Origin of the sequence: Roseburia sp. OF03-24 (assembly GCF_003463035.1) — a bacterium.
In the GTDB taxonomy this organism is placed as follows: domain Bacteria; phylum Bacillota; class Clostridia; order Lachnospirales; family Lachnospiraceae; genus Roseburia; species Roseburia rectibacter.
This window is the reverse complement of sequence record NZ_QSCK01000026.1, coordinates 1-24062: the sequence shown is the minus strand read 5'-3', so window position 1 is coordinate 24062 and position 24062 is coordinate 1. Positions and strand designations below refer to the sequence as shown.

The window sequence follows — 24062 nt, the reverse complement described above, 5'->3', positions numbered from 1 at the left end:
TACAGATATATGATTAAGGATATTATAAGAGAGAGAAAATGGCAAGAAACAATTTTATGTGGACATACCTGGAGAAGAATACATGAATGAAAATAAAATCGCATTTATCATATGCACGAACAATCAATTATATTTTAATGAGTGCTGCTACTACATAAACAGGCTGCTTTTGCCGGAAGGATTCGAGCGGGATGTCATCGGCATTGAGGATGCACCATCGATGTGTGCAGGATACAATGCCGGGATGCAGAGCAGTGACGCGAAATATAAAGTATATCTGCACCATGATGTGTTTATCAAAGAACCGAAGTTTATTTTTTATCTGTTAGAGCGGTTTCGCAGTGCACCGGATGTCGGCATGATTGGAATGGTTGGCGGATGCGGGATGCCAAAAACCGGAGTTGCCTACCTTGCGTGGAACGAGGGCACTGTGGATTGCAGGGAGCCGGATTTTGCATATCAGCTCATCTGCGACCCGGCACAGCAGGCAGACTGTCCGGTGGATGCGGTGGACGGACTTTTGATCGCGACACAGTATGATGTGGCATGGCGGGAAGATTTGTTTGTGAACTTTGATTTTTATGATGTATCGCAGTCCTTTGAGATGCGCAAAGCAGGATATCATATCTTGGTTCCTTATCAGAAGACACCGTGGGTGATTCACGACAGTAGTTTTGCAAAGTTGAATCATTATGATGAGAATCGAAAAATTGCACTTGAAACGTATCCGGATTTTTTTACGGAGGAGGATGGATTTTCATTCGTCTATGAGGAGGAATGGGAGAATCTAAGCGAGGCGCTGGCAGATGAGGTGCGCAGACTAATTGATGTGGGGAATTGGGAAGATGCTGGAAAAATCATAGAGTTGTATCACAAAAACCAGATGAAAAATTCTGCGTTAGAACTGTATGGTGTAATGTGTGAAATCTATGAAAAAGAGCAGGAGTGTGGTATAAAAGAACACTTTTTTGATAAGACAGGTGGCTATGAGGCAGCCTGCCAGAAATACATAACCGTAAGATTTCTTTTACGCCGGGTAGAGTGCGAAATGGAGAGTGCGGCTTATTCAGAGTTAAAGGATGCAGTGGTGGAAGGAAGAATTTCTGCGGAGACACTTCTTTTAATGATTTTGCACGGAAGCTATGATAAGGCGACAGTGCTTCGAAAAGTCATCCCATGGTGTGAAGCAGCGGGAGATAATGATGGTGCACAGAAACTGCAGGCATCCTATGACAGGGTAAAAGGAAAGAAGCTGCCATTTGCATACAGTAAGCGGGTTTCTGTAAAGCAGTGAAGAAAATATACAATGTTCGAGGAGAGAAAAAATGTATAAGATTGCAATTATTTATGCAGGTGCAACATACGAGAGTGCGTTAAATCATATAAGAATTCAGGAATTGCTTGGAAAGATAAAAGTTATTGGAATCGGAATGCAGGATATCTATGCGGAGTATGTAGACGGGTATCCAGTGACTACCATCGAAAATATTTTGCAACAGGAGTGGGATTATCTGCTGATTGCAGGTCAGGAACAGAATTTTGCACAAATGAAGGCATTATTGGTAAGTATCGGAATAGAAACGGACAGAATTTTTTCGATAATGGTATTTTCGTTGCCAATGTTTGATATGGAAGAATATGTGCAGTTTGTTAACAGAAAGGTAAGCATCATATCAAATCATTGTTGGGGTGGTTTTACTTATCATTCGCTGAAAGCAGAATTTTTGTCCCCATTTATTAATATGTTTATTCCACAAGCAGATTACATCAGACTGTTAGAAAATTATGATGTTTATATGAATGAAAAAGTAAAATATTATAAAAATGAGTATGAGTCAAATTTAAAAAGAGAATATCCAGTGGCATTACTTGGTGACATAGAGCTTCATTTCAATCACTATAAATCTTTTGAAGAGGCAGAACAAAAATGGTATGAAAGAAAACAACGGATGAATGAGAAAAGGTTGTTTGTTGAAATGCAGACGGATAGTGAAGAACTGGCAGAACGATTTGATAGGTTGCCGTTTAAACAAAAAGTGGTCTTCGTTCCGTTTGAAACAAAGCTTACATCAGCGATAAGTTTAAAGAAAATCAATGCAAACTATTCGGGTGTATTTTATGAGAGTGTAAATAGGTTGGCAACAGGACAGCAGGCATTTTATAATATTCTGAAGTTGTTAAATGGAGAAAGAGATTTCTTGAGGGTTAGTGAAAAAATGTAAGCAGTGAATGATTTGAAAAAAATGCCGATATTATATTCAGAAAAGTGAATAAATGCATAAAGGAGCGGCTATGAATTTATATGAAAAAATGAAATCCGGCGTTTATGTTATTGCGGAGATGTCTGCAAACCATGCCGGAAAGATTGAAAATGCATTTAAGATTATTGAGGAGGCTGCAAAAGCTGGTGCTGATTGTGTAAAGATCCAGACTTATACAGCGGACACGCTCACGATTGACTGTGACGACGAACCATACCGGATCAAGGGCGGGTTATGGGACGGATATAATTACTATCAGCTATATCAGGAAGCTTATACTCCGTGGGAATGGCAGCAGCAGTTAAAGGATAAATGCGAAGAAGTAGGTGTAGATTTCCTGTCCACACCGTTTGACCGCACTGCGGTAGATTTCCTGGAGGGGATTGGAATTGAATTTTATAAGATTGCCTCGTTTGAACTGGTAGATATTCCGTTGATTGAATATACGGCGGGCAAGGGAAAACCGATGATCATGTCCTGTGGTATGGCATCGGAAGAAGAGATTGCGGAAGCACTTGCAGCATGCAGGCGACAGGGAAATGAACAAGTCGTATTGTTAAAATGTTGCAGCCAGTACCCTGCACAGTATGAGGATATGAATGTGTCTGTAATTCCGGATATGAAGGAAAGGTTTGGCGTACCGGTTGGTCTGTCTGATCATTCCATGGGTTCCCTTGCAGACGTGGTGGCAGTTTCTCTTGGTGCACAGGTAATTGAAAAACATGTGTGCTTAAGTCATGAGATTGAGAATCCGGATGCAGCGTTTTCAATGGAAATGAAAGATTTTGCCCATATGGTACAGGAGGTCCGCAATGCCTGCCTTATCAAGGGTAGACCGACTTACGAACTGAACGAGCATGAGAAGGGCAGTTTAAAATACAGACGCTCACTTGTAGCAGTAAAACCGATTGCAGAAGGAGAGTTGTTTACGGAAGAGAATGTAAGAAGTATTCGACCGGCAATCGGAATCAAGCCGAAATATTATAAAGAATTGCTTGGCAAACCGGCGAAGAAGGCATACCGTTTTGGGGAACCAATTGGGCAGCTGGAAGTGGAGCAGAGATGATCATATTTCGAGCAGATGCTAATGAGACGGTAGCGACGGGACATCTGATGCGCTGTATGACAATCGCAGATGCTTGTCGGGAAAAAGGCGTGGAATGTGAATTCTGGCTTGCAGAAGACAAAGAGACCGAACGGCTCAGGCAGGCAGGATTTTCTTACCGGATCTTAGGAAGCCAATGGGATGATCTTGAGAAAGAACTTCCGTTTTTAGAGAGACAGCTTGATGATTTAGACAGGCAGGGGAAAAAAGTTACATATCTGGTAGCAGACTCGTATCAGGCAACTCCACATTATCTTGGAAAATTGAATGACAGAATTCCGGTACTTTATATTGATGATATGAGAATGCAGATATATCCGGTGGCAGCAGTGTTACAATATATTCCGGTCAGAGCGGAAAATTCATTGAATAAAGAAGAGTCAAAGCAAAATACGCCAGTTTATTTGCGTGGGTTTAGATATGCACCTCTGCGGAAAGAATTTTTAAAATCACATGGGGAACAGAGAGAAAAAAGCATTCTGATTACAACTGGGGGGACTGATACTTATAATATTGCCGGCAGGCTGTTACAGGAGTGTTTGGATAAGGATGTATTTCAAGGGTACAGATTTCATGTGATTGTTGGAAATATGAACAGTCATGAAGCAGAATTGCGCAGGCTTTCAGAGAGTAATAAGAGGATCTGTATTCATAAAAATATTTCTAATATGAGTGATTATATGCGCACCTGTGAACTTGCGGTTTCGGCAAGCGGTACAACGTTATTGGAACTGTGTGCCTGCGGAATACCGACGATATGTTTTTCTTTTGCAGATAACCAGATGGAATTTGCAGCCAGTATGGATAATTACGGAGCTGTGTGCTATGTGGGGGATGCAAGGGAAGAAGAAAACATAGAAAGAATTATCTGCATGCGACTTACAGAACTGGCGGGACAGGAAAAGCTGCGAAAAAGGCAGGCCGCCTGTATGGAGGCACTTGTAGATGGAAGAGGCGCAGAACGGATTGCTGATTTTCTGATCTGTGGAAATTTGAACGAATGTGACGATATACATAAATAGATGATGAAAGGGTGATAATTATTATGATACCATATGGAAGACAGACAATTGAAGAGGATGATATTCAGGCAGTTGTGGATGTGTTAAAGTCGGATTATCTGACAACAGGTCCGAAGATTGCTGAGTTTGAGAAGGCAGTGGCAGATTATGTGGGGGCAAAGTATGCGGTCGCTATTTCCAATGATACTGCAGCACTTCATGCGGCATGTCATGCAGCAGAAATCGGAGAGGGTGATGAAGTCATTACTACTCCGATCACATTTGCAGCATCTTCAAACTGTGTGTTCTACTGCGGTGGAACACCTGTTTTTGCAGATATTGATCCTAAAACATACAATATTGATCCGGAGGATATCAAACGCAAGATTACACCACGGACAAAGGCGATTATACCGGTGCATCTGGCAGGTCAGCCATGCGATATGGATGCCATTCATGAAATTGCGAAAGAACATAATCTGATAGTGATCGAAGATGCGGCTCATGCACTTGGTTCTGAATACAAAGGGAAAAAGATTGGTGGTCTTTCAGATATGACGACATTTAGTTTTCATCCGGTAAAACCGATTACAACCGGTGAGGGCGGCATGATCGTTACCAATAGTGAAGAATTGTATAAAAAACTTGTCTTATTCCGCAGCCATGGTATTACGAGAGACACCAGTCTGATGACACGTAATGAGGGACCGTGGTTTTATCAGCAGTTAGATCTTGGTTATAATTATCGCATGACAGATATACAATGTGCATTAGGCTGCAGCCAGATGAAAAAATTAGATTATTTTCTGGCAAGAAGAAGGACCATCGTAGCACGTTACAATGAAGCCTTTGCAAATTGCCGGAATATCGTGACACCTTATCAGATGCCGGATACTAACAGCGGGTGGCATCTTTATATCATCCAGGTAAAAAATCGAGACAGGAAAGAAGTTTTTGAAAAACTCAGAGAAAGAGGAATTGGTGTCAATGTACATTATATTCCGGTATATGAACATCCATATTATCAGGAACATGGATATAAAGGAGTGCATTGTCCGGTAGCAGAAGAAGTGTATTCACATATCATCAGCCTGCCTGTCTTTCCACGACTTACGGAGGAACAGCAGGAGGAAGTGATCAAGGTGGTAAAACAGGTGGTTGAAGAATAGAGGAAAGAAATATAAATTTAAAATAAGATAAAAATGATATGTTAATTTTCTAAAGAAACCGGTGAAAATGTTCGATATAATTTATAGTAGTATAGCATAAATTCTCAGGGAAGAGGTAGGATAACATGGTAGTTAATCATAATATGGCATTGATCTGTGAGAGTAGACAGTTACGATGTAATGTGAAGAACATGGAGAAGTCTTCAAAAAAGCTGGCAACAGGTTATAAATTGCTTGGAGCAAATGATGATGCAGCAGGATTACAGATATCAGAAACCATGCGTCATCAGACCAGAGGTCTTAACAAAGCATCCAGAAATTCGCAAGATGGAATTAGTATGCTGCAGACAGCAGATGCAGCATTACAGGAGACACAGGAAGTGTTGGATCGAATGACGGATCTGACAACACAGGCAGCTAATGATATCAATACGGATGCGGATCGTCGTGCAATTCAGGATGAAATCGATCAGTTAAATCAGGAAGTGGATCGTATTGCATATACGACGAATTTTAATCAGCAGTATATATTAGCGGATGGAACTCCGCAGGCAAGACCAGGATACTATATGATACAGACAGGAAGTCTTGCGGGACAGGGAATAGAGATTAAGTTTGTTAATGCGAGCAAAGAGAGCTTGGGTGTGGACAAGGTTGATGTATCATCGCATGCAAAAGCGACAGAATCTATAGCAGTGGTACAGAATGCAATTGAAAAGGCAGCTTCGTTTAGAGATACATTTGGGGCACAACAGGAGCGGTTAGAACACGCATTGCGTGGAACGGATAATACATCAGAAAGTACACAGAGGGCAGAATCAAGTAGACGCGATACCAACATGAATATGGAGATGGTACAATATTCTACAAACCGTATTTTAGTACAGGCATCTCAGAGTATTTTAGCACAGTACAATGATGATGCAAAATATGTGTTGGAAATGTTAAAATAGTGAAATAGAAAGAGATTAGTAGAAGCTGGTCTCTTTTTTATTTTTGATAAGAGAGGAATAGAATATGGTTAGTTTTACTCCGGTACAGTGGCTGCAAACAATTATTTCAAATTGTATGCAGATGATTTCTATAGAAAATGATAGAAAACTATCTGCGATAAATCCAAAAGATTTGAAGAAAATATATGAGAGTTATTCAGAAGAAGAAAAGAATAAAATACATCAATTAATTAGATATCAATTTAATGTCAAAGATTCTGTGTTGATATTATCTTACATAATAAAAGTAATTCAATTGGATGAATTTCAAATGGACGCAGCAAGACAGATTTGTAGGGAAGAGTACGATTGGGTTACACAAATTATGTTGGAGATTCAAGTTGATAAGATTCCATATGAACTCAAATGTAAAATTCACAGAAATAACATAGCAAGCATTTTCAAGGCATTGCAGGAAGAATATACATATATACCTGTCTGTAATAGAAATCATAATAGAATTATGATTATAACAGAACAGTTAACGGAAAATTTGAATCATGCACCGACGAGAATGACTTTTGAAATAGCAAATACTCTTCAGAAAAAGTTTGGATTTGATGTTGAAATTATTACTTGTGCAAGTAATGGAAAACTTCCTTTTTATATATGGATAGGCGCGGTGCTTTATAATTCTGGTGAATATGGTTATGCAGAAAAAATTTATAAGGATAGTGTTTTATCGATATATCAGTATCCCTTGCGTGATTGTAATATCAAAGATTATCGCCAGATGCTTTCTAAAATTTATGAATTTAATCCGTTATTTGTGTTTGAAATGGGAGTATGTAATCCAATTGCAGATTTGCCACATATATTTACGACAACAGTAAACCTTAATATGGTAACAGAGGCGCCTGTTTCTGATGCGGATATATTTGTCAGACATACAAGGTTAGAGGAAAGTATAGAAAATCTTTATGAAAAAAATCTGAACCCGTATCAAAAACAAATATTTATGAATAACAGATTTCCAGCATTGTTTGATACAGATGGCGTAGAATATACAAGACAGGAACTTAATTTACCTGAAGATAAATTTTTGATTGCAATTATTGGAAATCGGCTGGATCAGGAAATATCAGATTCATTTGAGCAGTTTATGAAGAAAATACTGCAAAAGAGCGAAAAGGTTGACTTTGTTATAATTGGTGAAACTAAAGATTTACAAAAACGGTTAGTAAATAATATGTTTGAGAAGCGTATACATTATTTGGGATATTGCCCAAATTTAAAGGGTACGGTTGGTGCATTGGATTTATATCTTAACCCTGAACGTCTAGGAGGCGGTTGGAGCAGTATGATTGCCTTATATGCAGGAATACCGGTTGTGACATTGCCGACAGGTGATGTGGCATATAATGTTTCGGGAGAGTTTGTTGTAAGCAATTATGAAGAAATGTATGAAACTATATGCAGATATATGAGAGACTCAGAGTTTTATAAAGCACAGCAACAGGAAGCACTACAATATGCAAAAGCACATGGAGAAAATAAAGTTATAGATTTTTGTGATGAAATGTTGAAAGGAATTAAGGAGATTCTGTTAAATGATTAATTTTAATGAACCCGTATATGTAGAAAAAGGGGTTGGGTATATTACAGAAGCAATTTTGAAATATCGAAGATTGAATGGAGACGGAGAATTTACAAAACTTTGTACTACCTGGTTTCAGGAAAGATACGGAAAAAAGGTTTTATTTACAACTTCGTGTACACATGCGTTGGAAATGGCAGCATTGCTTTGTGATATCCAGCCGGGAGATGAAGTGATTATGCCATCGTTTACATTTGTTTCCACGGCAGATGCATTTGTACTGAGAGGTGCGAAAATTAAATTTGTGGATATACGGCCGGATACCATGAATATAGATGAAACATTGATTGAAAATGCAATTACGGACAAAACAAAGGCAATCGTTCCTGTGCATTATGCAGGAGTGGCATGTGAAATGGATACGATTCTTGATATTGCGAAAAAGAAAAGCCTGTTTGTCATAGAAGATGCGGCGCAGGGAATGATGTCAACCTATAAAGGATGGGCTCTTGGCTGTATAGGTGATTTTGGTACATACAGTTTTCATGAGACAAAAAACTATACCATGGGAGAAGGCGGGCTGATTTTTGTCAACAGGGAGGAATATGTTCATACTGCAGAAATTATCAGAGAAAAAGGAACAAACCGTTCACAGTATTTTAGAGGCGAAATAGATAAATATAGCTGGGTGGATAAGGGATCATCGTATTTGCCGAGTGAATTGAATATGGCATATTTATTGCCACAACTGGAAATTGCAGAGGAGATCAACAACAGGCGCCTGATGTTATGGGAGTTATATTACAGCAGGTTACAGGAATTGCAAGAGGAGGGCAAAATCGGATTACCTTATGTTCCGAAGGAATGCCAACATAATGCCCATATGTTTTATATAAAAACTGCAGACCTGGAAGAAAGAACTGAGTTGATCGCATATCTGGGGCAGAATGGAATTAAATCGGTATTTCATTATGTACCGCTACATACATCGATTGCAGGCAGAAAATATGGACAGTTTATTGGGGAAGATCGTTATACAACCAAGGAGAGTGATAGACTGCTCCGGCTTCCTATGTTTTATGCATTAAAGGAAGAAGAAGTAATTTATGTTACGGATAAAATAAAGGAATTTTATAAGGGGCGATAAAATGGGAAAAAAAGTGGCTATATTGCAATCAAATTATATACCGTGGAAAGGATATTTTGACATTATCAATATGGTGGATGAATTTATCCTTTATGATGATATGCAGTACACCAGAAGGGACTGGAGAAACAGAAATAAAATCATGACACCTACAGGGCTGATATGGCTTACTATTCCGGTTGAAAATAAAGGTAAGTTTTATCAGAAGATTAATGAAACGAAAGTGTTGGATCATGAGTGGGTAGATAAGCACTGGCGAAGTATCCAGTATAATTATGCAAAGACAGAATATTTTTCAGAATATGAAGAACGCATTCACAATATTTATGAGGCATGCAGGGAAGAAAGTTATTTAAGTAAAATTAATTATCTGTTTTTAAAAGAAATTTGTGATATTCTGCACATTAATACGAAAATAACCTGGAGTTCGGATTATACGCTGGTTGACGGAAAAACAGAACGTCTGGTAGGCCTTGTAAAGGAAGCAGGGGGAGACTATTATCTTTCCGGACCTGCTGCAAAAGATTATATAGTAGAAAAATATTTTGAAGATGCAGGTATAACACTTGACTGGATGGATTATTCTGGGTACCCACAATACAAGCAGATGTCAAAACAGTTTGAACATGGCGTTTCCATACTAGACCTTATCTTTAATGAAGGTCCAAAAGCATCAGAATATATGAAGAGTTTAAAAAGGTAAGGAGTTATCTATGGCACATAGTGTTGATGATAGGATTTCTATTGTATATATTGGAAATTTACCGGATATGATCCGGATTCTGACAGATTCAAAAAAATTTATGATCAAAGCAGTGGTATGTGAATCTAAAAAGCGAACATTAGAGTTAGAAGATGTGGCACAAAAAGCAAATCTGTCTTTATTTGATGTAAAAAACAAAGCAGAACTGGAATCTGTTTTAATAAAAGAAAATATTTCCGTGGCAGTTATGTATGATTTTGGAATTATTATTCCACAGACGGTAATAGAACAGATAAATATTTTTAATTTCCATCCAGGGAGCCTTCGGACAAACCGTGGAAGTTCGCCATTAAACTGGGCAGTACTTTTAGGGGAAAAGACGACGGAAATGTCCTTGCATAAAATTTCAGCAGAAATTGATATGGGGGAACTGGTATCGACATCTGTCTGCTATTTGGAATATAAAGATACACCCGGAACTCTCAGAAAGAAACTTGAACAGCGTATTCCGGATATGCTGACAGATTTATATGAATACTTAAAAGGCAATCGGCATGGAAAGTTGATAGAGGAAGGCATATACCGGAGAAGAATTGAGGAGAAAGATTATACAATAAATCCGGAAACAGATACCCTGTTGCAGGTAAATGCAAAGATACATTCACAGGCAGAGTACAAGGGAGCGATAGTGGAGTGCAATGGGGAGAAAATATATATTAAGTGCTGGGGGGATTTTGAGAAAGTGTTTGGTTCAAATGATGCTGCAGTAATATAACATGGCATTCGGAAGCAGTTTATCTGTAAAGAATGTTTCAAAATAGTATTATGATTCATTCAATAAAGCAAGAAAGGGAATGGAGAGTTACAATTGATACGAAATAAATATATTATTTTAGGCGGAAATGGATTTATAGGACGGAATCTGTGCGATTATATTGTCAGACAGGGACATGAAGTAGAAGAACAAAATATTATTTTAAAAGCTCAATTAGAAGTCATAGATAAAAAGATGAGCATATCAGATGTTAGGTGATCTGGTATGTTTTTTTAAATTGGGAGCGGCTCACAGCCGCTCCCAGTACCCCTTAAAATCATCTTCCGTCATCCCCTCCCCGATCATCCGATACAGCTCCATCTGCTTCGGGATCAGGGCATTGTAAATGGACTGCGCATAATCCGGCACCTCCGCAAGAACCGTTTTTTCTAATTTTTTGTAGAAAGAATAGGAAGGCTGGAACCCCCGGAGTTTTGCAAAGTACAGTGTTTCATACAGATAGGTATGGAGGAAATACAGCTTGATCTCGTCATAATATTCCTGAAAAAATGGGGTTTTTTTCATAAAGTTCCAGACCGCAAGCTGGACATCAGCATGCATCTTTAAGGTTTCTTCCTGTTTCATATCATTTCGCATGGTTCCGGCATCGTTTTGCCTGTAATAATAGTAGGCATCGTTTAAGATCACAATTTTATCCGCAAAATATAAAAGCGGGTATACAAAAAGCGGCTCCTCATAAATGACATGTTCTGCGTAGGAGGTATGAGCCTTTTTCAGCAGATCATGTCGGTAAAGTTTATTCCAGCAGCCATAAGTAACTTTTTCTGAGATCAGAAATTTTTTGCGTTCACTGACAGAAGAAATTTTAATCACTTCCGGTGTAACATTCCGACCGGAGTCTACGGCACCCAGACGGTCTGTATAGTAAAAATATTCAAACTGGATGATATCAGCATCCGATTCTTTTGCTTTTTCATAAGTTTCCAATAGAAAATTATCAGCAACAAAATCATCTGCGTCAACAAATGCAATATATTCACCCGTTGCGTACTGCAGGGCAATATTTCTTGCGCCGCCCTGACGCATATTTTCCTCAAGTTTTAAGATCATAATACTTTCTGGATAGGCACGTTCGAATTCCTGCAGCATGTTCCAGGTAGCACCCTCGTCTGTGGATGCATCGTCCACAAAAATCAGTTCGATCTGGTCAATTCCGATTGTCTGCTGTACAAGTGACATAAAACATTTCGGAAGATATTTTGTTGCATTAAAACATGGGATGATGACACTTATTTTTTTCATAGATCAAAATTCTCCTGATAAAAAGGTTGCATATGGTATAATATACAAAAATGGTATATCATTAATTTATCATAATTGAAAAGAACGGACAATATCAGTATAAAAAACAGGGAGGTATCAATGGCTGGAAATATAGCAATCGGTATACAGGATTTTTCGACAATTATCCAGGGAAACTATTTTTATATAGATAAAACGCCTTTTATTAAAGAATGGTGGGACTGTGGGGACAGTGCGACTCTGATTACCCGTCCACGTCGTTTTGGGAAAACGCTTACAATGAGTATGGTGGAGCAATTTTTCGCCATAGATTATGCGGGTTTGGCAGATATGATGTCATGATCGAGCTGAAACAGCCGGCGGAACGAGATGCAAAGGAAAGACAGTCCTGATCGAATCGGCTGCTGATTGTCAATAGACCACTGGAAACTTGATAAAAAGTAAAATTCAGGATACACAAATATTTAGTTCAGTAAAATCTGAACCACACAGGAGACCAATCACATGTTATCAGTCTGCATTATCACCAAAAACGAAGAACACAATCTGGCACGTTGCCTGAAATCTTTCCAGAACACCGGATTTGAATTGATCGTAGCCGATACCGGCTCCACAGATCAGACAAAGAAAATTGCCGCAGAATATACGGAGAATATCTATGATTTTCCATGGTGCGATGATTTTTCGGCAGCGAAAAATTTTGCAGTTTCAAAGGCGGCATATCCGTATGTAATGGTCATTGACAGCGACGAGTTTTTACAGCAGATCGATATGCCGGAGTTAGAAAAACTGATTGCTGCACATACAGGCGAAGTTGGCAGGATACAAAGGATCAACATTATTTCCGGAAAAGACGGCAAGCAGGAGAATAAGGAATGGATTAACCGTATTTTCTCAAAAGAAAAATTTCATTATACAGGAAGAATCCATGAACAGGTGACTGCATATGACGAAAAAGAATATCTTACATACAAAGCACCGGTTGTGATCGGGCATACAGGCTATGATCTGCCACAGGCAGAGAAGAAGAAAAAGGCGCTGCGCAACATCCGTTTGTTGGAGCAGGAGTTAAAGAGCTTAGGATGGGATGCAAATGCGCATGCAGATGAGCTGGAGCAAAACATAAAGCATTCCAAATCGCAAAAGACAATGCCGGCACAAAACATTGCGGATTTAAAGAAAATGGAGCAGATCCCGTATCTTTTATACCAGCTTGGAAAAAGTTATTATATGGCAGAAGATTATAATGAGGCATGTTTCTGGTTTGCCCATGGTCTAAGCTATGATCTTGAACCAAAGTTAGAGTATGTGATCGATATGGTGGAAACCTATGGCTATGCACTCATCAACAGTGGACGTGCAGAGGAGGCACTTTTTTTTGAAAACATATATGAAGAATTTGGAAATAGTGCGGATTTTCAGTTCCTGATGGGACTCATTTATATGAACAACGCTATGTTTGATGCAGCAGTTGGAGAATTTTTGAAAGCGGTCAAACACCGGGACTGCAGGATGGCGGGAGTAAATTCCTATGCAGCATATTATAATGTGGGTGTTATCAATGAATGTCTGGGAAAAATCAGTGAGGCGAAGTATTATTATCAGAAATGTGGCGGTTATGAGCCGGCGGTAAAACGTTTGAAACTATTGTAGTCAGCCTGTTGTAGATAGAATACGCAGGAATGGAGAAGAGAATGGGAATATATTTAAATCCGGGAAATGAAGAATTTCAGAAAGCACTTAATTCCAAGATATATGTGGATAAAACCATGCTGATTTCTGAAATGAATCGGAATCTGAATACCGAACATCAGAATATATGTGTAAGCAGACCACGCCGTTTTGGAAAATCTATGACTGCAAATATGCTTGTGGCATATTATAGTAAAGGATGCGATTCTAAAAGCATGTTTGCTGATTATAAGATTGCACAGGATGAGAGTTTTGAGGCAAATTTGAATAAATATAATGTCCTTCATGTCAATATGCTTGACTTTCTTAACCGTGCACAGACAGTGGACGGAATGATCGATTACCTACAAAAGAGGCTTTTGTGGGATATCAGGCGGGAATACGGAGATGTAGACTGTTTTGACCGGGAAGATCTTATTGATGTATTAGAGAACATATATAGTCAGAGAAATCAGAAATTTATAATCATTATCGACGAGTGGGACTGTATATTCCGAAAGTATCCGGGGGATGATGAAGCGCAGAAAAAATATCTGGATTTCTTGCGCCTGTGGATGAAAGATAAGCCATATATTGCGTTGGCTTATATGACGGGAATACTGCCGATTAAAAAGTATGGCGAGCATTCAGCTCTCAATATGTTTGATGAATATTCCATGACCAATCAAAGGGAACTCGCTGAATTTACCGGGTTTACGGAAGAGGAAGTTCAAAGTCTGTGTGTGTCATATGGTATGCCTTATGACAGAATGAAACAGTGGTACGATGGATATGATTTAAAGGGCGTTCAGATTTATAATCCGAGATCGGTTGTTATGTCATTGTTGGGACATGACTTTGACAGTTATTGGACGAAGACAGAGACATATGAAGCATTAAAAAAATATATACAGATGGATATGTATCACCTGAAAGCGTTAGTTACGCAGCTTATTTCAGGCAGTCATATTAAAATTAATCCAGATAAATTTCAGAATGATATGTCCACGTTTGCAAGCGTAGATGATATATTTACACTTTTGGTACATTTGGGATACCTGACCTATGATTTTGAGAACAAGACGGTTTCTATTCCAAATCAGGAGGTGCAGAAAGAATTTATTAACTGTATAGAAGACGGTGGCTGGGAACCGGTTATGGATGCGATCCGTAATTCTGAAGCACTGCTTTGGGCAACCATAGATGGAAAAGAAGAATATGTTGCACAAATGATTGAACAGGTGCATCAGGAAAATATATCTATCTTAAAGTATAATGATGAAAATTCAATGTCATGCGTGCTTTCACTGGCATATTATGCCGCGCGGAAAGATTATGTAATGTATCGGGAACTTGCAGGGGGGAAAGGATTTGCAGATATTGTGTTTGTTCCGAGAAAATATAGAGATGTGCCAGCAATCGTAGTGGAATTAAAATGGGATAAATCTTCGGATGCAGCCATTGCACAGATAAAGAAGAAGGAATACATGCAGAGTCTGAAAGATTACCATGGAGAAGTGATCCTGGTTGGCATTAATTATGACAATACAGATTCTGTAAAGGACGATTATAAAAGACATAGCTGCAGGATAGAAAGAATCAAGTTATAACAGGAGACAACCATGCAAACAACCATCATCTACATCACCGGCATCTACGATACCCTTGACTTATTTACACAGGAACTGAAAAATGCGTTTGAGACCATGGGGTATGCCTCATTTACTTATGATGCCCGTTTGGAAGAGGAGAGTAAGCAGGCATTGATCGAATGCATCGAAGAAGGTATAAAAAAAGGACAGAGATTTTTTGGTGTCACTTTTAATAACCTCGGATATAATCTGACACTTCCGGAAGCCAAAACAGAAACTGGTGATGCATGTTCAAAACAGAATATGGGATATTCCCCAAAAGATATAAATTCCTCAAGAGAGCCGAATTTGTGGGAAACCTATGAGATTCCATACATCAATATCCTGATGGATCACCCGTTTCATTATGAAAAACCATTGCAGAATGCGCCGGACACATCCGTTGTGCTGTGTACAGACCGGAATCATGTCCGCTACATCCGAAGATACTTTAAAAATATCCGGTATACTGATTTCCTGCCACATGCGGGAGTGGAACTTGGCAGCAGGCACAAGCCGCTTGCGGAGCGTGGAATTGATGTTTTATATGCCGGGGCATTGCCGATCTACACAGTTGCGAAGATGATACCGGATCTATCATCCATCCCGGAAGTCGATGGAGAGGAGATGGCACAGACTGTGCTGTCAGAACTGGTGCATCATCCTGACCGGACAACAGAGGATGTGATAGAAGAATATTTAAAATATAAGCGGAATGATATTTCAGAACAGCGTATTCATGAGATTATCGTGCAGATGCGTTTTATTGACTCGTATGCCACGTCATTTTTCCGTGAACAGGCTGTCCGTATTCTGGTGGAAAATGGGATTCGCGTGACAGCATATGGAACAGGTTGGGATCAGTGTGAATGGAGCGATAATCCGTATCTGGTGTATGGTGGAAAAGTACTTGCGCCGGAAATATTGCCACTGATGAACGACAGCAAGATTGTCCTGAATACGATGACCTGGTTTAAAGCCGGAGCACATGACCGTATTTTTAATGGAATGCTTGCGGGGGCAGCAGTTGTGACGGATGATTCCACTTATCTGCGAAGAGAATTTACGGATGGAAAAGAGCTTGTGATGTTTTCAAGAAATGAGATCCGTACCCTGCCGGAACGTGTATTTGATCTGTTCGGACACATGCAATCCACACAAAAGATGGCAGACTGTGGATATCAGTCAGCAAAAGAGCATCATACGTGGAAAAGCAGGGCAGCGTGGATCAGGGAAGCATGGATGTAGAGCTGGAGGTTTTCATTCTCTCTCTGCAACAGGCTTTATATACAGATGAAAACGTTATTTTGGCTGAAACAGCACAGGAATGGAGATTAGTGTGAAAAATACATTTTTCACACGCAAGATTTGTGCTTCGCACAAACTTGTGATGCGCTTAAAAGCAGCGCAGGAATGGGGATTATTATGCACATATTGATGTATCGCTGGAAGGCTTATAATTACAGAGACATAGAGCAGACATTTATATTGTTGGGACATACTGTGGATAATATCGAACAGCACCTTGGCAATTATGATATTGATCCGGAATTTGAAAAAATAATTGAGCACAAAATGCAGGAAACGCATTATGATATGGTATTTACGGTCAATTATTTTGCGCTGATCTCGAATGTCTGTCAGAAGATGGGAATAAAATATGTATCGTGGAGCTGTGACAATCCGCTGATCAGTATGTATCACGAATCCATTTTTCATCCCTGCAATTATATATTTACCTTTGATAAGACAAATTATCTGGAATTTCGGGAGATGGGAGTAGAGCATATCTGGTATCTTCCGCTTGCGGTAGATACAAACCGGATGGATATGGTGATTGCAAATTCGCCGGAAATACAGAAATACAAAGGGGATATCGCATTTGTTGGAAGCCTTTATGAAAGAAATTCTTATGATAAGATAAAAAGCAGGCTGCCAGAATATCTACGGGGGTATTTTGACGCAGTGATCGAGGCACAGTTAAATATCAGTGGTGCAAATATTGTGGAACCTATGCTGACCACGGATATACTGGAAAAACTTCAGGAATATTTTGAACTAGAAAAATCAGAAGGGTCGTTTTCGGATCTTGGACTGATCTTTCAGACGACCGTACTTGGATTTAAAATTGCGGAAGTGGAGCGCAGACGTGCATTGATCGAACTGTCAAAACGTTATCATGTCAATGTGTACAGTAACAGTGATATAAGTGATATGCTGCGGATTCAGTACTGTGGTTCGGTTGATTACTGGAGTGAGCTGCCGCAGGTTTTTCGTATGTCAAAGATCAATCTGAATTTTACGATTCCGAATATCAAGAGCGGCATACCGCTCAGGGTATGGGATGTGCTTGGGGCAGGTGGCTTTTTGTTGACGAACTATCAGGCAGAGATACCATATTATTTTAAAGAAGGCGAAGATTTAGTATGCTTTGACGGAATTGATGATCTTTGTGAAAAAGCAGGATATTATCTGGCACATGAGGAAGAACGTCTGGCAATCGCGGAAAATGGTTATCGAAAAGTAAGGGAGCATCACAATTATATAGAAAGAATAAATACGATGCTGGATATTATAGAAGAAAATGAAAATCAGGAAAATGATATATAGTACATGATCAGTGTGAAAGATGCATAATCTGAAGTTGCATCTGGGATATTGGAATATTAAACGGACACTACAGAAAATCTGTAAGTGTCCGTTTAGCAGTATCTGTCTAACATCATTCCGGAATAAACGGAAGTCAGATAAGGACAGGAAAAATTCTTATGTCCGGGTCTTTTGTATGTGATCATCGTTTTGCTTGCATAATTTAATGGGTCGACAGAGACATTTCCAGCGGTCGTTCCGAGATCATTTTTGAATTTATTTAATGTGGAAAAACATTCTTTGGCATCAGCAGAAGTAACGGCGTCTGTCAGGAGATTTGTATCGATTTTGATTTCTCCATCGTCTGTTAAATTCAGTCCGTATGACTCAAATTCATTGTAATAAGGTTTCACTACCTGCGTGAAATCACGCCGCAATTTATCTGCTTCCTGTGTATCGTCATAGTGATAACTCAGTTGGATCAGATTATTGTACACATTTATCAAAGACTGTACATTGTCTACAACAGAGTCAGCGGTTGTTTTGAAACCAATCTGTACAGGCGTTGTCCGGGAACTTGGTTTGTTCAATGTCAGCTCAAAAGCATTGTTGACGGTAAAAGTGTTAGACAAGGATGCGTGTTCAGTACCATTTAACAGGAAAGAAGAATTACATGCCTGCTGGGCAACATAGTCAATACCGAGTGTCTGCATTGCTTTTGCGGATGCATGATCGGAACTTGGGGTAACTTCAAACAGATAAGACTGACCGTCAGCGAGACCGGTCTGGCTTGAAGTCAGACGCAGTGCAATCTTATTGCTGGCATTTTTCGCAAGATCTGCATGGATTCCGACGCCGGAAGAATTGACCAGGCGTGCAAGTTTTTCAAGAATGTACTGATTGTCATCATTTCTGCCTGCCGTATACTGAAATTCGTATGAATTTAAGTCAGTTGATATGTCGAATGTGTAAGTACCGGCCTTAAAATCACATTCATCAGGATACAGAAACTTTCCGATATTGATCTGCGGAGCAGCAAGCTGCCTTACTTCAACATCAAAATGCAGAGAATTATCGAGATTCTGATCTTCTCCGATGTAGGAAACATTAACAGAGGATGAATCAGAAGACTTTGCCACTTTTTTATTGAATACGTTTTCAATCCCCTCATCATTGTCAGAAAGGGATGCGATCACATTCTGGATTGAGCGGGTATGTTCTTTCAGATCGATCACAAATTTTTTGACATCTGTAGAATCTGGAATTTTATACAGAGGAGTATCTTTGTTTGTTTTTACAATCTGATTATAGACAGCACGAAGCTGACTCTTCTTATGGGTATCATAACGCGATACCTTCGAAGTGCCATAAGTGCTTAAATAATAATGATATGCACTGTCAATAGCAGCCAAGAAAACCCCTCCTTTCTTCCATGAAATATATAACATTTATCAGGTTATAGGACAGCATCCTTGCCGCCTGGCATGATAAATGTGGGGATTTTAATATAAATTTAAAGATTCTTTAGAACTATTTCGGTTGAACCATCTAAAAATATTATACCATTTGAGAAAAAAATGTGAAATAGGAAATAAATAGGAAAAAACTCACAGAAAAGTATGGATAGATATTGTGGATTTTTAAATATAAAAAAAGATTGACGGAAATAGACGGATATGATATAGTAGACAGGCGATGGAAGTAGGTCTTTTTTTTATGCCTTTTTTTAAGGACTGTCGCTGATCCTTAGAAAACGTCTCACTACGGAGACCGGGGCAGGAAAAAGCACAAAGAATTTTAATGGAGGTGGAAGTTGTGCGCACAAAAATAACATTGGCATGTACGGAATGCAAAAACCGTAACTACAACATGACAAAAGACAAAAAAGCTCATCCTGACAGGATGGAAACCAAAAAGTATTGCAGATTCTGCAAGACCCATACGTTACACAAAGAAACCAAATAGGACGCGCGTGGCAAAGGAGTGAAAAAATGGGAGAAACCGAGAAGTTAGACAAGGCTCCGAAAGAGAGTTGGTTTACCGGTCTTTCGGCTGAGTTCAAAAAGATCATCTGGCCGGAGAAACAATCACTTGTAAGACAGACCACGGCGGTTATTGCTGTATCCGTTGTATTAGGTCTTATTATCGCGCTTTTGGATTTCGCAATTCAGTATGGCGTTGATTTCCTTGTTGGTTTTAATTTTTAATGGAGGCAGAGTGATTTATGGCAGAGGCACACTGGTATGTTGTTCATACCTACTCAGGATATGAGAATAAGGTAAAAGCGAACATTGACAAGACAATTGAAAACAGACATCTGGAAGATCAGATCTTAGAGGTCCGCGTCCCGATGCAGGATGTTGTCGAAATGAAAAATGGCGCAAAAAAATCCGTATCAAAGAAAATGTTTCCGGGATACGTTCTTATCAATATGGTTATGAATGACGACACATGGTATGTTGTCAGAAATACCCGTGGTGTTACCGGATTTGTTGGTCCGGGAAGTAAGCCGGTTCCACTTACCGATATGGAAATGAAACCATTGGGAATCAAAAAAGAGAACATTGAAGTTGACTTTACAGAGGGAGACACCGTTGTGGTTACCGGAGGCGTCTGGAAAGACACCATCGGAGTAATTCAGGCGATGAACCACGGAAAGCAGAGTGTAACGATCAATGTTGAACTGTTCGGTCGCGAAACACCGGTAGAAATAAGTTTCGCAGATGTAAAACTTAACAATTAATGCACAGACCAGGATCTGTGCGCAGGTATGAAATCATGCCTGAAACATTGGATTAAGGAGGCAATTCCAAATGGCAAAGAAAGTAGAAGGATATATCAAATTGCAGATTCCTGCTGGCAAGGCTACACCTGCTCCTCCAGTTGGACCTGCTCTTGGACAGCACGGCGTTAATATCGTTGAATTTACAAAACAGTTCAACGCAAGAACAGCTGATCAGGGAGATCTTATCATCCCTGTAGTTATTACAGTATATGCAGACAGAAGCTTCAGCTTCGTTACAAAGACACCACCTGCTCCTGTATTAATTAAGAAAGCCTGCAACATTAAATCTGGTTCTGCAACACCGAACAAGACAAAGGTTGCTACACTTTCCAAAGCAAAATTACAGGAAATCGCAGAATTAAAAATGCCAGACTTAAATGCAGCATCTTTAGAGGCAGCTATGAGCATGATCGCCGGTACTGCAAGAAGTATGGGCGTTACCGTAGAAGAATAGAATTTGCAAAAACAGCAAATTCATTGGAAGAATGCAAGAGCGGCATTCTTCTGGAAAATTCTACAACAATCAAGACTATTTGTTAACGATTATGTGGGAGGGCCCTCTCCCGATAATACCACCAGGAGGTTTTTTAGAATGAAAAGAGGAAAGAAATATCAGGAAGCTGTTAAAGGTTTTGACAAGGCTGCTCAGTACGATGTTGCTGAAGCAATCAGCCTGGTAAAGAAAAACGCAACAGCTAAATTTGATGAGACAATCGAACTTCACATCAGAACAGGTTGTGATGGACGTCATGCAGAGCAGCAGATCCGTGGTGCAGTTGTATTACCACACGGAACTGGTAAATCAGTTAAGGTTTTAGTATTCGCAAAAGGAACCAAGGTTGATGAAGCACAGGCAGCAGGCGCTGATTTCGTAGGCGGCGAGGAACTGATCCCGAAGATCCAGAACGAGGGATGGTTAGATTTCGATGTTGTTGTTGCTACACCGGACATGATGGGCGTTGTTGGACGTCTTGGCCGTGTACTTGGACCGAAAGGTTTAATGCCAAACCCGAAAGCTGGAACAGTAACTATGGATGTTACAAAAGCTGTTAACGACATCAAAGCTGGTAAGATTGAGTACAGATTGGACAAAACAAACATTATCCACGTGCCAGTTGGAAAAGCTTCTTTTACAGAAGAACAGTTAAGCGACAACTTCCAGACCCTTATGGGTGCAATCAACAAAGCTAAACCTGCAAGCTTAAAAGGTCAGTATGTTAAGAGTGCAACTCTTACATCTACAATGGGACCTGGTGTAAGATTAAACGTAGTTAAAATTACACAGTAACAGCAGAAAATTGTTGACAACCATAATATACAATGTTATAATGCAAATCGTTGAGTTGGTTTTTGACCGCTCAGCGGTTTGCATATATGCCGAAGACAGTAGGTGCCACATGGCGTAAACGTAAGACGACCTACCGAGGGGATCTTTATCAAGATTATTTTGACCGTATCTCTCTGTCTTTGCAGGGAGTTTTTTATTTGTTACAATACATTCACTTATGAAGGTGCAATTTATTATAAATATAAAAAACGGTTTTATATACCTCAAGTCTTTTATGCAGCAGCGGTGGATTATCCATTGCGATCCGACAGGAGTTACCTGCCGGCAAAATAATAAAAGGAGGTGCACGATTCGTGGCAAAAGTAGAACTCAAACAGCCTATCGTACAGGAAATTTCTGAAAACATCAAAGATGCACAGTCAGTCGTAGTAGTTGACTACCGTGGACTTACCGTAGCAGAAGATACTCAGTTACGTAAAGCATTAAGAGAAGCTGGTGTTACTTACAAGGTATACAAAAATACTTTAGTAAGCCGTGCAGTAGAAGGTACACAGTTCGAAAGCTTAAGAGACGTTCTTGAAGGACCAAACGCTTTCGCTATCTCTACTGAGGATGCAACAGCTCCGGCAAGAGTTTTAGCTAAGTTCGCTAAAACAGCTCCTGCTCTTGAAATTAAAGCAGGTGTTGTTGAGGGTACTTATTATGACGAGGCAGGCATGAAAGCTATCGCAGCAGTACCGTCAAGAGAAGAACTTCTTTCCAAATTACTTGGAAGCTTACAGTCTCCGATTACCAACCTTGCTCGCGTTCTCAATCAGATCGCAGAAAAAGGCGGTGCGGCAGATGCAGCAGTAGAAGCTGCTCCGGCAGAAGAAGCAGTAGCTGCAGAAGAACCAGCAGAAACACCGGCAGAGTAATCTATCCGGCGGCTGGATGAAACAGTATAGGGGCACGGCAGAGAGACTGACCGATGCTATAATAAATTATAATGGAGGAAAATTATAATGGCAAAATTAACAACAGCAGAATTTATCGATGCTATCAAAGAGTTAAGCGTATTAGAGTTAAATGATTTAGTAAAAGCTTGTGAAGAAGAGTTCGGCGTATCTGCAGCAGCAGGCGTTGTAGTTGCAGCAGCAGGTGCTGGTGACGGCGCAGCAGCAGAAGAGAAGACTGAGTTCGATGTAGAGTTAACAGAAGTTGGCCCGAACAAAGTTAAAGTTATCAAAGTTGTTCGTGAAGCTACAGGATTAGGCTTAAAAGAAGCTAAAGACGTAGTAGACGGAGCTCCAAAAGTATTAAAAGAAGCAGCTGACAAAGCAACAGCTGAGGATATCAAAGCTAAACTTGAAGCTGAGGGTGCAAAAGTTACATTAAAATAATTGCTTTTGTTTTGAACAAGGCAAAATGTGCACGGGAAAGTGTACTTATAGAAGAGCAGCTGCCAGACATATCTGGCAACTGCTCTTTTTTGCGAAAGAATGTTTACACAGTCCGTATTCTTTTTTTACAAGAAAATGTTTGCACAACCCGTATTCTGTTTTTACAATAGAATGATTACGAAGCCTGTGTTCTGCCTCTTATGACAATGGAATGTTTGCGAGGAGCCTGTGTCTGCTTTTGATCATAACGGAACGCTTATAGGCATACAACTGTTATTTTGAGGCAATAGTAATGTATTTGGATGAAACGGACTTCTTTTGGCGTTTTGGGCAATGTAAAGCTGAAGATGGGGATTTTAGAGCGGGTGCAGCAGAGTATGACATTTACCTTGAGTAATCTCCATTTTACTAAAAATCAAATATTGCAAAAAAAGAGTTGACAGAAGAAGAAACAGATGATATTATAGTCAAGCTGACCACAAGATGTGACATAATCTTACAGCGGACAACGTCATTTTGGAAAAACTTCCAAAATAAAATAAAAAAGTTGTTGACAAACAGAACAACACATGATAAGATATCAGAGTTGTCGCGTTTGAGATAACAAATCGGACAAAACCGATTGAAAGAAAACCTTTCGAAAAAATGAAAAAAGTTCTTGACAAACCAGTCTTGACAAGATATAATAAACAAGCTGTCGCCGAGAACGACAACAAAACAAAGA

At 39.6% G+C, this 24062-nt stretch carries 24 protein-coding genes, 1 pseudogene and 1 other annotated feature; of the genes and pseudogenes, 23 read left to right on the top strand and 2 right to left on the bottom strand.

Annotation, left to right across the window (positions count from 1 at the left end; genetic code table 11):
• Positions 1 to 82: 82 nt before the first annotated feature.
• The 11 genes from DXA60_RS13355 to DXA60_RS18695 all read left to right on the top strand — a co-directional run bounded on the left by DXA60_RS13355 (position 83) and on the right by DXA60_RS18695 (position 10948).
• Positions 83 to 1294 carry a glycosyltransferase family protein gene (locus DXA60_RS13355; RefSeq protein WP_243006887.1) on the top strand — a complete coding sequence of 404 codons (1212 nt, stop codon included), beginning with the start codon at positions 83 to 85 and terminating at the stop codon, positions 1292 to 1294.
• A 31-nt stretch (positions 1295 to 1325) separates the two neighbouring features.
• Positions 1326 to 2222, top strand: a complete 897-nt coding sequence (locus tag DXA60_RS13350) for a DUF1919 domain-containing protein (RefSeq protein ID WP_117921892.1) — start codon at positions 1326 to 1328, stop codon at positions 2220 to 2222.
• 70 nt (positions 2223 to 2292) lie between these two features.
• A complete protein-coding gene (gene pseI / locus DXA60_RS13345) occupies positions 2293 to 3327 on the top strand; it encodes a pseudaminic acid synthase (RefSeq protein WP_243006886.1) in 1035 nt (344 codons plus the stop codon).
• Positions 3324 to 4388 carry a UDP-2,4-diacetamido-2,4,6-trideoxy-beta-L-altropyranose hydrolase gene (pseG, locus tag DXA60_RS13340; protein WP_117921890.1) on the top strand — a complete coding sequence of 355 codons (1065 nt, stop codon included), beginning with the start codon at positions 3324 to 3326 and terminating at the stop codon, positions 4386 to 4388. Before pseI ends, pseG begins: the two co-directional genes overlap by 4 nt.
• A gap of 23 nt (positions 4389 to 4411) precedes the next feature.
• On the top strand, positions 4412 to 5536 hold the full coding sequence (gene pseC, locus DXA60_RS13335) for a UDP-4-amino-4,6-dideoxy-N-acetyl-beta-L-altrosamine transaminase (RefSeq protein ID WP_117921889.1): 1125 nt from the start codon (positions 4412 to 4414) through the stop codon (positions 5534 to 5536).
• A 125-nt stretch (positions 5537 to 5661) separates the two neighbouring features.
• On the top strand, positions 5662 to 6489 hold the full coding sequence (locus DXA60_RS13330) for a flagellin N-terminal helical domain-containing protein (RefSeq protein WP_006855745.1): 828 nt from the start codon (positions 5662 to 5664) through the stop codon (positions 6487 to 6489).
• 64 nt (positions 6490 to 6553) lie between these two features.
• Positions 6554 to 8086 (top strand): glycosyltransferase, encoded by a 1533-nt coding sequence (locus DXA60_RS13325; RefSeq protein ID WP_117921888.1) that lies wholly within the window; start codon positions 6554 to 6556, stop codon positions 8084 to 8086.
• Positions 8079 to 9212 (top strand): dTDP-4-amino-4,6-dideoxygalactose transaminase, encoded by a 1134-nt coding sequence (gene rffA, locus DXA60_RS13320; RefSeq protein WP_117921887.1) that lies wholly within the window; start codon positions 8079 to 8081, stop codon positions 9210 to 9212. The genes DXA60_RS13325 and rffA overlap by 8 nt, the downstream gene beginning before the upstream one ends.
• A 1-nt stretch (position 9213) precedes the next feature.
• Positions 9214 to 9915 carry a WbqC family protein gene (locus DXA60_RS13315; protein WP_006855742.1) on the top strand — a complete coding sequence of 234 codons (702 nt, stop codon included), beginning with the start codon at positions 9214 to 9216 and terminating at the stop codon, positions 9913 to 9915.
• A 10-nt stretch (positions 9916 to 9925) separates the two neighbouring features.
• Entirely contained in the window at positions 9926 to 10690 is a 765-nt protein-coding gene (locus DXA60_RS13310) for a formyltransferase family protein (RefSeq protein WP_006855741.1), read from the top strand.
• Positions 10691 to 10783: 93 nt separating this feature from the next.
• Positions 10784 to 10948 carry an NAD-dependent epimerase/dehydratase family protein gene (locus tag DXA60_RS18695; protein ID WP_158570878.1) on the top strand — a complete coding sequence of 55 codons (165 nt, stop codon included), beginning with the start codon at positions 10784 to 10786 and terminating at the stop codon, positions 10946 to 10948.
• Between the two features lie 30 nt (positions 10949 to 10978).
• On the opposite strand, the gene DXA60_RS13305 is transcribed toward DXA60_RS18695, so the two are convergent.
• Entirely contained in the window at positions 10979 to 11992 is a 1014-nt protein-coding gene (locus DXA60_RS13305; protein ID WP_117921886.1) for a glycosyltransferase family 2 protein, read from the bottom strand.
• A 120-nt stretch (positions 11993 to 12112) separates the two neighbouring features.
• On the opposite strand from DXA60_RS13305, the pseudogene DXA60_RS13300 reads away from it, so the two are divergent.
• The 5 genes and pseudogenes from DXA60_RS13300 to DXA60_RS13280 all read left to right on the top strand — a co-directional run.
• Positions 12113 to 12325, top strand: a pseudogene (locus DXA60_RS13300) (AAA family ATPase); the annotation flags it as partial.
• A 171-nt stretch (positions 12326 to 12496) separates the two neighbouring features.
• Entirely contained in the window at positions 12497 to 13645 is a 1149-nt protein-coding gene (locus DXA60_RS13295; protein ID WP_117921885.1) for a glycosyltransferase family 2 protein, read from the top strand.
• A 41-nt stretch (positions 13646 to 13686) separates the two neighbouring features.
• Complete coding sequence (locus tag DXA60_RS13290; protein WP_117921884.1) at positions 13687 to 15273, top strand: AAA family ATPase; 1587 nt, start codon at positions 13687 to 13689, stop codon at positions 15271 to 15273.
• A gap of 12 nt (positions 15274 to 15285) precedes the next feature.
• Complete coding sequence (locus tag DXA60_RS13285; protein WP_117921883.1) at positions 15286 to 16542, top strand: glycosyltransferase family protein; 1257 nt, start codon at positions 15286 to 15288, stop codon at positions 16540 to 16542.
• A gap of 177 nt (positions 16543 to 16719) precedes the next feature.
• Positions 16720 to 17904, top strand: coding sequence for a CgeB family protein (locus DXA60_RS13280; RefSeq protein WP_243006885.1), 1185 nt, complete (start codon positions 16720 to 16722; stop codon positions 17902 to 17904).
• A gap of 92 nt (positions 17905 to 17996) precedes the next feature.
• Here the strand turns inward: DXA60_RS13280 and DXA60_RS13275 are convergent, their stop codons facing one another.
• Positions 17997 to 19295 carry a flagellar capping protein gene (locus tag DXA60_RS13275; protein ID WP_243006884.1) on the bottom strand — a complete coding sequence of 433 codons (1299 nt, stop codon included), beginning with the start codon at positions 19293 to 19295 and terminating at the stop codon, positions 17997 to 17999.
• A gap of 403 nt (positions 19296 to 19698) precedes the next feature.
• Between DXA60_RS13275 and rpmG the strand changes: the two genes are divergently transcribed.
• From rpmG to rplL, 7 genes are all read left to right on the top strand, one after another.
• A complete protein-coding gene (rpmG, locus tag DXA60_RS13270; protein ID WP_006855731.1) occupies positions 19699 to 19848 on the top strand; it encodes a 50S ribosomal protein L33 in 150 nt (49 codons plus the stop codon).
• Between the two features lie 26 nt (positions 19849 to 19874).
• Positions 19875 to 20090 (top strand): preprotein translocase subunit SecE, encoded by a 216-nt coding sequence (gene secE / locus DXA60_RS13265; RefSeq protein ID WP_015521110.1) that lies wholly within the window; start codon positions 19875 to 19877, stop codon positions 20088 to 20090.
• 17 nt (positions 20091 to 20107) lie between these two features.
• Complete coding sequence (nusG, locus tag DXA60_RS13260) at positions 20108 to 20626, top strand: transcription termination/antitermination protein NusG (protein WP_006855729.1); 519 nt, start codon at positions 20108 to 20110, stop codon at positions 20624 to 20626.
• A 70-nt stretch (positions 20627 to 20696) separates the two neighbouring features.
• Complete coding sequence (gene rplK / locus DXA60_RS13255) at positions 20697 to 21122, top strand: 50S ribosomal protein L11 (RefSeq protein WP_006855728.1); 426 nt, start codon at positions 20697 to 20699, stop codon at positions 21120 to 21122.
• A 138-nt stretch (positions 21123 to 21260) separates the two neighbouring features.
• Complete coding sequence (gene rplA / locus DXA60_RS13250) at positions 21261 to 21956, top strand: 50S ribosomal protein L1 (RefSeq protein ID WP_117921881.1); 696 nt, start codon at positions 21261 to 21263, stop codon at positions 21954 to 21956.
• A gap of 71 nt (positions 21957 to 22027) precedes the next feature.
• Positions 22028 to 22161: a sequence feature (ribosomal protein L10 leader region), on the top strand.
• Positions 22162 to 22309: 148 nt separating this feature from the next.
• Positions 22310 to 22873, top strand: coding sequence for a 50S ribosomal protein L10 (gene rplJ, locus DXA60_RS13245; protein ID WP_117921880.1), 564 nt, complete (start codon positions 22310 to 22312; stop codon positions 22871 to 22873).
• 87 nt (positions 22874 to 22960) lie between these two features.
• A complete protein-coding gene (rplL, locus tag DXA60_RS13240; RefSeq protein ID WP_117921879.1) occupies positions 22961 to 23338 on the top strand; it encodes a 50S ribosomal protein L7/L12 in 378 nt (125 codons plus the stop codon).
• Positions 23339 to 24062: the final 724 nt, after the last annotated feature.